8 protein-coding genes are annotated in these 8749 nt (G+C 72.7%); 2 read left to right on the top strand and 6 right to left on the bottom strand.

Annotated features, from left to right (window positions below; all coding sequences use genetic code 11):
• From BN12_RS18350 to BN12_RS18330, 5 genes are all read right to left on the bottom strand, one after another.
• A partial coding sequence (locus BN12_RS18350; RefSeq protein ID WP_048553226.1) for an IS110 family transposase occupies positions 1 to 629 on the bottom strand: 629 nt, incomplete at its 3' end.
• Positions 630 to 965: 336 nt separating this feature from the next.
• Complete coding sequence (locus BN12_RS18345; protein WP_048554750.1) at positions 966 to 1847, bottom strand: DUF559 domain-containing protein; 882 nt, start codon at positions 1845 to 1847, stop codon at positions 966 to 968.
• Between the two features lie 259 nt (positions 1848 to 2106).
• The gene (locus BN12_RS18340) at positions 2107 to 3696 is read right to left on the bottom strand and encodes a succinic semialdehyde dehydrogenase (RefSeq protein WP_048554749.1); all 1590 of its coding nucleotides are present in this window, start codon (positions 3694 to 3696) and stop codon (positions 2107 to 2109) included.
• Positions 3693 to 4229 (bottom strand): GNAT family N-acetyltransferase, encoded by a 537-nt coding sequence (locus BN12_RS18335; RefSeq protein WP_048554747.1) that lies wholly within the window; start codon positions 4227 to 4229, stop codon positions 3693 to 3695. Before BN12_RS18335 ends, BN12_RS18340 begins: the two co-directional genes overlap by 4 nt.
• 13 nt (positions 4230 to 4242) lie before the next feature.
• Entirely contained in the window at positions 4243 to 5367 is a 1125-nt protein-coding gene (locus BN12_RS18330) for a GuaB3 family IMP dehydrogenase-related protein (RefSeq protein WP_048556582.1), read from the bottom strand.
• Positions 5368 to 5697: 330 nt separating this feature from the next.
• Here BN12_RS18330 and BN12_RS18325 point away from each other — a divergent pair, with 330 nt between their 5' ends.
• Positions 5698 to 6747 (top strand): P1 family peptidase, encoded by a 1050-nt coding sequence (locus BN12_RS18325; protein ID WP_048554745.1) that lies wholly within the window; start codon positions 5698 to 5700, stop codon positions 6745 to 6747.
• 71 nt (positions 6748 to 6818) lie between these two features.
• Entirely contained in the window at positions 6819 to 7049 is a 231-nt protein-coding gene (locus tag BN12_RS18320; RefSeq protein WP_048554743.1) for a hypothetical protein, read from the top strand.
• On the opposite strand, the gene guaB is transcribed toward BN12_RS18320, so the two are convergent.
• Entirely contained in the window at positions 7046 to 8557 is a 1512-nt protein-coding gene (gene guaB, locus BN12_RS18315) for an IMP dehydrogenase (protein WP_048554740.1), read from the bottom strand. The genes BN12_RS18320 and guaB overlap by 4 nt on opposite strands.
• Between the last annotated feature and the right edge of the window lie 192 nt (positions 8558 to 8749).

The raw sequence follows: 8749 nt of genomic DNA, 5'->3' as shown, positions 1-8749 counted from the left end.
TCATCGAGCCGGTCCCGGCGGGCCAGGGTGTGGGTGACCGCGTCGTAGGCGTCGTCGAACGCCGCCAACGTCCCGGCCCCGCCCCCGGCCAGATGGTCGCGGCGGACGGCCCGCAGCCACGCCTCGTGCCGGCCGGTCCAGGCGTCCCCGTCGAACACGTGCCCGTGACGCAGCAACAGCTTGGACAGCCGGTGCCGGGCCGCCATCAACGACCCGCGCGCGTCCTCCCGGGCCCGGACCAGATCCCGCGCCGACTCCTGGGACACGGACGGCACCGCGACCGCGACGATGTCCTCGTTACGGGCCAGCCGGGCCAGCAGCATCGCATCCCGGGCGTCGGTCTTGACCCGGTCCCCCACCGGCCGCAGCAGCTTGCTGGGCGCCGCGACCTGACAGGCATGCCCCGCCGCCTGCAGCGCCCGCGCCAACCCGAACCCCGTCGGCCCCGCCTCGTAGGTGACCAGCACCGGCCCATGCTCCACCGCGACCGCGGCCACGAACGCCACCACCGCCGCCGTCGCCGGGGCGACCGCCCGCTCGATGACCTCCCCGGTCACCGTGTCGATCACCGCCACCCGCACCGACCGGGCATGAACATCCAGCCCAACACTCGTACGCTGAGTGAACACCGGAGCCTCCTATGCATGTCGGCACCCGCCCGCCCATCGAGCAGGTGATCCACGAATTCCTGCATACGCGAGGCTCCGGCCACAAGACCCACACCCAACCGCGCACCCTCATAGGGTCTGACCCCACGGCCCCCCTGGCCACCACTCCCCGGCCACCACTCCCCTGGCCACCACTCCCCGGCCGCCCCCGACCCCCACCCGTGGCCCAGCCCGCCCCAGGCCACCGCTCCCCTGGCCGTGGCCCGGGCAGCCCCCGGCCCGATGCGGGACGACCGACAGGCAATAGAGCTGCCGATGGACCGCCCTCACGCACGCACGGCCAGTCGACGAACCGCGTCACGCCGCAATGTCCTGTCGATCGGGCCGGTTCGCGAGCCACCGCTCGATCGCGGCCCGCACGACCTCCGGGTGGTGCATGACGTCCTCGTAGGTGAACCGGAGCACCCACCAGCCTGCCGAGACGATCTCGGTGTAGCGGCGGCAGTCCTTCCGCCAGTCGCCGCGGCTGCCGTGGTACTCGAAACCCTCGGCCTCCAGGACGAGCCGCACCGTGGGATCGGCGAGGTCGACGACGGCGAACACACCGGGTTCGGCGACGGTGTGCTGAGGCACCATCTCGATCCCTGGGATGTCGAGCACGATCGCTCGCAGCACCGACTCCAGAGGGTTGGCCGCCCGGCCATCCGCGTGCTCGGCGACGCGCATCACCTGTCCGGAGCCAGGTCCTTTGAGCCGCCCCGCAGCACGGATGAGCTGGTGCGGGTCGACCGATCCGGACCGCAGGGCGGAGTCCGCCACGACCAACGCCTCGTCGAAAGGCAGGTACCGCGCACAGTCCAGGACCGTGCGCAGCGGGAGGGTCACCCGGTCGTGAGTGTCGGTCGGCAGCAGATCGGCATAGTGGATCTCGGCACTCCGGCGGAGTTCGGCGGAGACGTGCCGCTTCCGGGCCACGGACAGCGTCGGTTTGGCGGGGACCGTCTTGACCTTCCAGCCATGGTGCAGTGCGGCTCCGAGGTGGCTGAGAACAGCAGTATGGGTCTCGGTCAGCTCCCGGTGCGCGGCGGTCGCCGACGTGACGTAGCGGCCTCGGGCGACACGGATGATGTCGCCTCGCTCGATCGCCCTCAGAAGGACCCGCTTGCGATGGAACTCGCGCAGCTCACCCCACGCGGCACAACCGCCCAACAGGGTGACGGTGCGAGCGACGGAGGACATGCGGACATGGTGCCTGCTCCAGCGCGAGGGGCACCTGAGTTATCCACAGTGACCCCGGCAGCCCGGCCCGAGCCGGCCCCACCAACAGGCAATGGACCGTGGCCGAGCCGTTCCCCGTGCTCAGCTGGACGGGTCGCCATGCGGATCGGGAGCCATCGTCCTGTCGGTCGGGCCGCTCGCGGGGGGCCGCTCCTCGGTCGGACCGCCCGTCGGGGCCGCTCCTCGGTCGGGCCGCGACGCCGGCCGAGGCCGGAGCGCCTCAGCGGACGCCGAGGGACTTCAGCGCCCGCAGCGAGACGGTGAGGGCCGCCGCGAACGCCCGGTCCGACACTCCTCGCGGCGGCGCGATGCCGACGAGGTGCTGGACGGTGACGTTCTGCGACTCGGTGTAGCGCAGGATGCCCTCCGCCCCGTGGCGCCGCCCGATGCCGGAGTCCTTCATCCCGCCCATCGGCGAGGCGACGCTCCCCCAGGCCGCGGCATACGCCTCGTTGATGTTGACCGTCCCGGTCCGCAGGCGCGAGGCGATCGCCCGGCCGCGTTCGGTGTCCCTCGTCCAGACCGAGGCGTTGAGTCCGTATGCGGTGTCGTTGGCGAGGGAGATGGCCTCCTCGTCGCTCGTCACGCGGTAGACGGACACGACCGGCCCGAACGTCTCGCCGTCGCGGCAGGCCATGTCGGGTGTCACGCCCTCGAGGACCGTCGGCTCGTAGAAGAACGGCCCGAGGTCCGGCCGGGCGTGACCGCCGGCGAGGACCGTGGCGCCCTTGGCCCGGGCGTCCTCGACATGCTCGACGACGCGGTCCAGCTGGGCCCGGGAGACGAGCGAGCCCATGTCGTAACCGAACTCGAGCGCCGTGCCGAGCCGCATCCGCACCACGGCGTCGACGAAGCGGGGCAGGAATCGGTCGGCGATGTCCTCGTGGACGATGAGCCGCTCGGCCGAGATGCACAGCTGGCCGGCCGAGGAGAAGCACCCCCGCACGGCACCGTCGACGGCTCGGCCGAGCGAGGCGTCGTCGGCGACGTACAGGGCGTTCTTGCCGCCGAGCTCGAGGCTGAACCCGACGAGCCGCTCCGCCGCCGACCGGGCGACCCGACGCCCCGTCGCCGTCGACCCCGTGAAGCACACGTAGTCGGCGGTGTCGACGACGGCCTGCCCGACGCTCGCGCCGTCCCCGAGGACCACCTGGAGGACCCCCTCCGGGAGGCCGGCGTCGAGGAGCATCTCGAGGCCGAGGAGCGCCGACAGGCTGGCCTGCGGATCAGGACGCAGGACGACCGCGTTGCCGGCCATCAGGGCGGGCAGGGCGTCGGTGATCGACAGGCTCAGCGGGTAGTTCCACGGCGAGACGATGCCGACGACGCCGCGCGGCCGGTGATGCTCGGTCGACCGGGTGAGGAGGGGGAACGCGCCGAGGTGCCGGCGCGGACGGAGGTATGCCGACGCGCTCCGGCCGTAGTGGCGCGCGACGATCGCGACGTCCATGATCTCCTCGAAGGCGTGCCGCCGCGCCTTGCCTGACTCGAGCTGGACGATGTCGAGGAGCTCCACCTGCCGGCGCAGGACGCTGTCGTGGAGCCGGAGGAGAACCCGCTCGCGGCGCTCCATCGAGGTCCTCGCCCACGCGCGCTGCGCGGTCCGGGCCGACGCGACGGCGACCCGCACGTCGTCGGGCGTCGAGAGCGGGAGGGTGGCGAGCGGGGCGCCGGTCATCGGGGTGACGGTCGTCAGCTGCTCGGGTCGTGGCCCGGTGACCGCGCGGCTCGCGAGCCGCCGGACGGTGGCGGGCTCGACGGCATACGTCGCGGTGGGGTCCAGCTCCGGATCGGCGACGGTGGCACTCATCGTTCAACGGTAGCGTCGCGGGCGAGGACGACGTAGGCAGTTGCGTCATGTGGGGGCCCGAGGACACGCCAGCCGTGCCGCAGGTACCAGCCGTATGCCGGTGCCGTCGACTCGGCGAGCAGCCACCCGGGGCGTCCGTCGAGGAGGGTGTCGACGAGGCGCTGCCCGACGTCCCGGCCCCGGACCGCGCGCGCCGTGGCGAACTCGACGATCTCGGCTCCCCGCAGCTCGTCGTGGAAGGGCGCCGCACGCAGCCTCTCGTAGAGACCCGCCCAGAGCGCCGGCTCGTCGGCCGTCCCGAGCACGTCGACGAAGCCGAAGCACACCCCGACGAGCTCCGATCCCCGGTGCGCCGTCACGACACGGAAACCGTTGCTGCGGGCGAAGTCCGGCCAGGCCGCGAGGCGCTTGGCCATGAGCGCCGGCACGTTCTCGTACGGCGGCTCGTCGAACGCGGCACACAGCATGGCATACAGACCGGGCGGGGGCGTCGAGGGGTCGGCGACGGCGTAGCGCACCTCGGCCGCCGCCATGGCAGGCGGGTTCTCAGCCGTGGCGCTGTGAGGGGGCGACGACGACCTCGACGCGCTGGAACTCCTTGACGTCGGAGTACCCCGTCGTCGCCATCGCCCGGCGGAGGGCGCCGACGATGTTCGTCGTCCCGTCGGCCAGCCGGGACGGCCCGAAGAGGATCTCCTCCAGCGACGCGACGGCGCCGACCTCCACGCGGTGGCCGCGGGGCAGCTGGGCGTGGTGGGCCTCCGGGCCCCAGTGCAGCCCGCGCCCCGGTGCCTCGGTGGCGCGGGCCAGCGCCGCGCCGAGCATGACGGCGTCGGCGCCGCACGCGATGGCTCGGACGACGTCGCCGCTCGTGCCCACGCCACCGTCGGCGATGACGTGGACGTAGCGGCCCCCGGACTCGTCGAGGTAGTCCCGCCGGGCCGCGGCCACGTCGGCGATCGCGCTCGCCATCGGCGCGTGGACGCCGAGCGTCGTCCACGTCGTGTGCGCCGCCCCGCCGCCGAACCCGACGAGCACCCCCGCCGCGCCGGTCCGCATGAGGTGGAGGGCGGCCGTGTACGTCGCCGCGCCACCCACGACGACAGGCACGTCGAGCTCGTAGATGAACCGCTTGAGGTTGAGCGGCTCGGCGCGCCCGGAGACGTGCTCGGCGGACACCGTCGTGCCCCGGATGACGAAGAGGTCGACCCCCGCGTCGACGACCGTCCTCCAGAACTGCTGGGTCCGCTGCGGCGACAGCGCGCCGGCGACGGTCACGCCCGCGTCGCGGATCTCCTTGACCCGCTGGGTGATGAGCTCGGGCTTGATCTCCTCGGCGTAGATCTCCTGCATCCGGGCCGTCGCGAGGGCCGGGTCGAGGGTCGCGATCTCCGCGAGGAGCGGCTCGGGGTCGTCGTACCGCGTCCACAGCCCCTCGAGGTCGAGGACGGGCAGACCGCCGAGCCGGCCGAGGGCGATGGCCGTCGTCGGCGACATGACCGAGTCCATCGGCGCGGCGATGACGGGGATCTCGAAGTGGTATGCGTCGATCTGCCACGACACCGAGACCTCCTCGGGGTCCCTCGTCCGTCGCGACGGGACGACGGCGATGTCGTCGAAGGAGTACGCCCGGCGGCCACGCTTGCCTCGCCCGATCTCGATCTCGGTCACGGCGGCCACCCTACCGATCCGCGGCTGCGTCCCACCGATGCGGGACTCGGCCGTATGCCGCCCGCACACCCCACCCGCCCGAACGGTCCCGCCGAACCGCCCGCCTGGCGCTCTGCCACCCGATCGGGGCCTGTGCACCACCACCCCAACGCTCAGCCGCCCCTGGCGCTCTGCCACCCGATCGGGGCCTGTGTACCACCTGCACGCCGACTGCCCATGCGTCGGACGGAGAAGTTGCGTGCGGACGGTGTTGTTCCTCCGTCCCGACGCAACTTCTCCGTCCGCGTGCGGGGGCCTGGCGCTCAGGTCGTCGTGCGGGATGCTGGGGACATGAGACCCGGCGCGCACAACGACCTCACGGATGTCGCCGGCCTGGCCGTCGGCCACTCGACCCGGCACGCCCCCGGCTGGCTGACGGGCTGCACCGTCGTCGTGCCGGAGCGCGCGGCGGCGTGCGGGGTGTCGGTGCGCGGCGGCGGACCGGGCACCCGGGAGACCGACCTGCTCGACCCGCGCAACCTCGTGGACCGTGTCGACGCGATCGTGCTGTCCGGCGGCTCGGCGTTCGGGCTCGGCACCGCGGACGGGGTGATGCGCCGCCTGTATGCGAGTGGTCGGGGCTGGCCGATGGGCGCACCCGGGCAGACCGTCCCCATCGTCCCGGCGGCGATCCTCTTCGACCTCGGCCGCGGCGGCATCTGGACGAACCACCCGACCGCGGCCGACGGCGAGACCGCCTGCGCCGGCGCCTCCACCGCACCCGTCGACCAGGGCACCGTCGGGGCGGGGACCGGCGCGGTCGCCGGTGGCCTGAAGGGCGGGATCGGCTCTGCCAGCGCGGTTCTCGACGACGGGACGACCGTCGCGGCACTCGTCGCCCTCAACGCCGCCGGATCACCGATCGACCCGGGGACCGGCATACCGTATGCGGTCCACCTCGGACTCGGCGACGAGTTCGCGAACGTTCCCGAGGTCGACCACGACCGGCTGCTGGCCTTCCAGGCTGCGCGAGCCGCCGAGCTCGAGGCCCTCGCCGACGCGTTCCGGCCCGGCACCGCGACGACGATCGGCGTGGTCGCGACGGACGCGACGCTGACGAAGGCGGAGTGCGCCAAGCTCGCCGACGTCGCCCACGACGGCCTGGCCCGGGCCGTCAACCCCGTGCACACGGCATACGACGGAGACACCCTCTTCGTCCTCGCGACGGGCGACCGGCCGGCGCCGGCGAACCCGCTGCAGACCGTCGCCCTCGCCCAGGCGGCCGCCGACTGCGTCGCCCGGGCGATCGTCCACGCCCTCCTCCGCGCGACGAGCGTGCCGGGCGCAGCCGCGAAGGCGCCGGGCATGACATCGTGGAGGGACGCACTCACCTCCGCCTGAGCCGGGCGCCGTGGAGACGACCACCCGATGGACCGGCCTGGCGCAGGCACACGACGTCGAGAGGTTGCCGCATGTCCCGCTGGTCCGACCTGAGCCCCCGCAACAAGTCCCTCATCGCCACCTCGGCGGTCGTCGACCTCGTCCTCAAGGCCGTCGCCCTCAAGGACCTCGCCGGGCGCCCGAGCGACGAGATCCGCGGCCCGAAGTGGGCGTGGGCGCTCGGCGTGACGTTCGTCAACGGGATGGGGATCGCCCCGCTGACCTATCTCCTGCTCGGGCGACGCCGCAGCGAGAACCGTTAGGACGCAGTGTAGTTCGGGGCGTCGACGATGCCCTGGACGTCGTGCGGGTGGCTCTCCTTGAGGGAGGCCTGGGTGATCCGGACGAACCGGCCCTTCTCCTGCAGCTCGCGGATCGTCTGGGCGCCGACGTAGAACATCGACTGCCGGAGGCCTCCGACCATCTGGTGCGCGACGGCGGACAGCGGCCCGCGGTAGGCGACCCGGCCCTCGATGCCCTCGGGCACGATCTTGTCGTCGGACTCGACCTCGGCCTGGAAGTAGCGGTCCTTGGAGAACGACTTCTTGCCGCGGCTGCTCATCGCGCCGAGCGAGCCCATGCCGCGGTAGGACTTGTACTGCTTGCCGTTGACGAAGATGAGATCCCCCGGGCTCTCCTCGCAGCCCGCGAGCAGGGAGCCGACCATGACCGACTCCGCTCCGGCGACGATCGCCTTGGCGATGTCCCCCGAATGCTGGAGGCCGCCGTCGGCGATGACGGGCACCCCCGCGGGCCGGCACGCGAGCGACGCGTCGTGGACCGCCGTGATCTGCGGGGCGCCGACGCCCGTGACGATGCGGGTCGTGCAGATCGAGCCCGGCCCGACGCCGACCTTCACCGCGTCGGCACCCGCCTCGACGAAGGCCGCCGCCCCCTCCGTCGTCGCGACATTGCCGCCGATGACCTGGACGTGCCGGGTCGCGGGGTCGGACTTGAGCCGGTGCACCATGTCGAGGAGCAGCCGGACGTGGCCGTGTGCCGTGTCCGCGACGAGGACGTCGACCCCGGCGTCGATGAGCGTCGTCGCGCGCTCCCACGAGTCGCCGAAGTACCCGATCGCGGCCCCGACGAGCAGCCGGCCCTGAGAGTCCTTGCTCGCGTCGGGGAACTGCTCGCTCTTGACGAAGTCCTTGACGGTGATGAGGCCGACGAGGCGGTTGTCGTCGTCGATGATGGGCAGGCGCTCCCGCTTGTGCTGCCGCAGGAGGAGGGTCGCGTCGGCACGGCTGATGCCCTCGTGGCCGGTGATGAGCGGCATGGGGGTCATCACCTCGGCGACCTTCGTCGTGGCCCACTCCGCGACGGGCGTGAACCGCAGGTCGCGGTTGGTGATGATGCCGAGCAGCTCGTTGTCGATGCCGACGACGGGCAGTCCGGAGACGCGGTACTCGCCGCACCGGGCGTCCAGCTCCTCGAGCGTCGCGTCGGGCCCGATCGTCACGGGGTTGGAGATGATCCCGGTCTGGGTCCGCTTGACGAGGTCGACCTGGTAGGCCTGATCGGCGATCGACAGGTTCCGGTGGAGGACGCCGATGCCACCCTGGCGCGCCATGGCGATCGCCATCCGCGACTCGGTCACGGTGTCCATCGCCGCCGAGACGAGCGGGGTGCGCAGCGTGATCTCACGGGTGAGACGGGTGGAGGTGTCCAGGTCGCCCGGGGCGAGGTCGCTGTACCCCGGCAGGAGGAGGACGTCGTCGTAGGTGAGGCCGAGCTTGCTGAAGGGGGAGGGCAGAGCGCCGGATTCCATTCTCGGATTGTATGCGGGGAGCCTGGGCGCTCCCTGGCCGTCACCTCGCCGGCGAATCCGCCCGAGTGGAGGTATCCAGCGACCCCGCGGTCGTCCCCCGTTACCTCGCCCCCAGGGGAGCCCGCCCGAATCGAGGTATCCAGAGACCCCGCGACGGCCCCCAGCTACCTCCACCCCCGGGGAGCCCGCCCG

This window comes from Nostocoides japonicum T1-X7 (assembly GCF_001046855.1).
GTDB lineage: Bacteria > Actinomycetota > Actinomycetes > Actinomycetales > Dermatophilaceae > Nostocoides > Nostocoides japonicum.
This window is presented reverse-complemented; position numbering and strand designations above follow the sequence as displayed.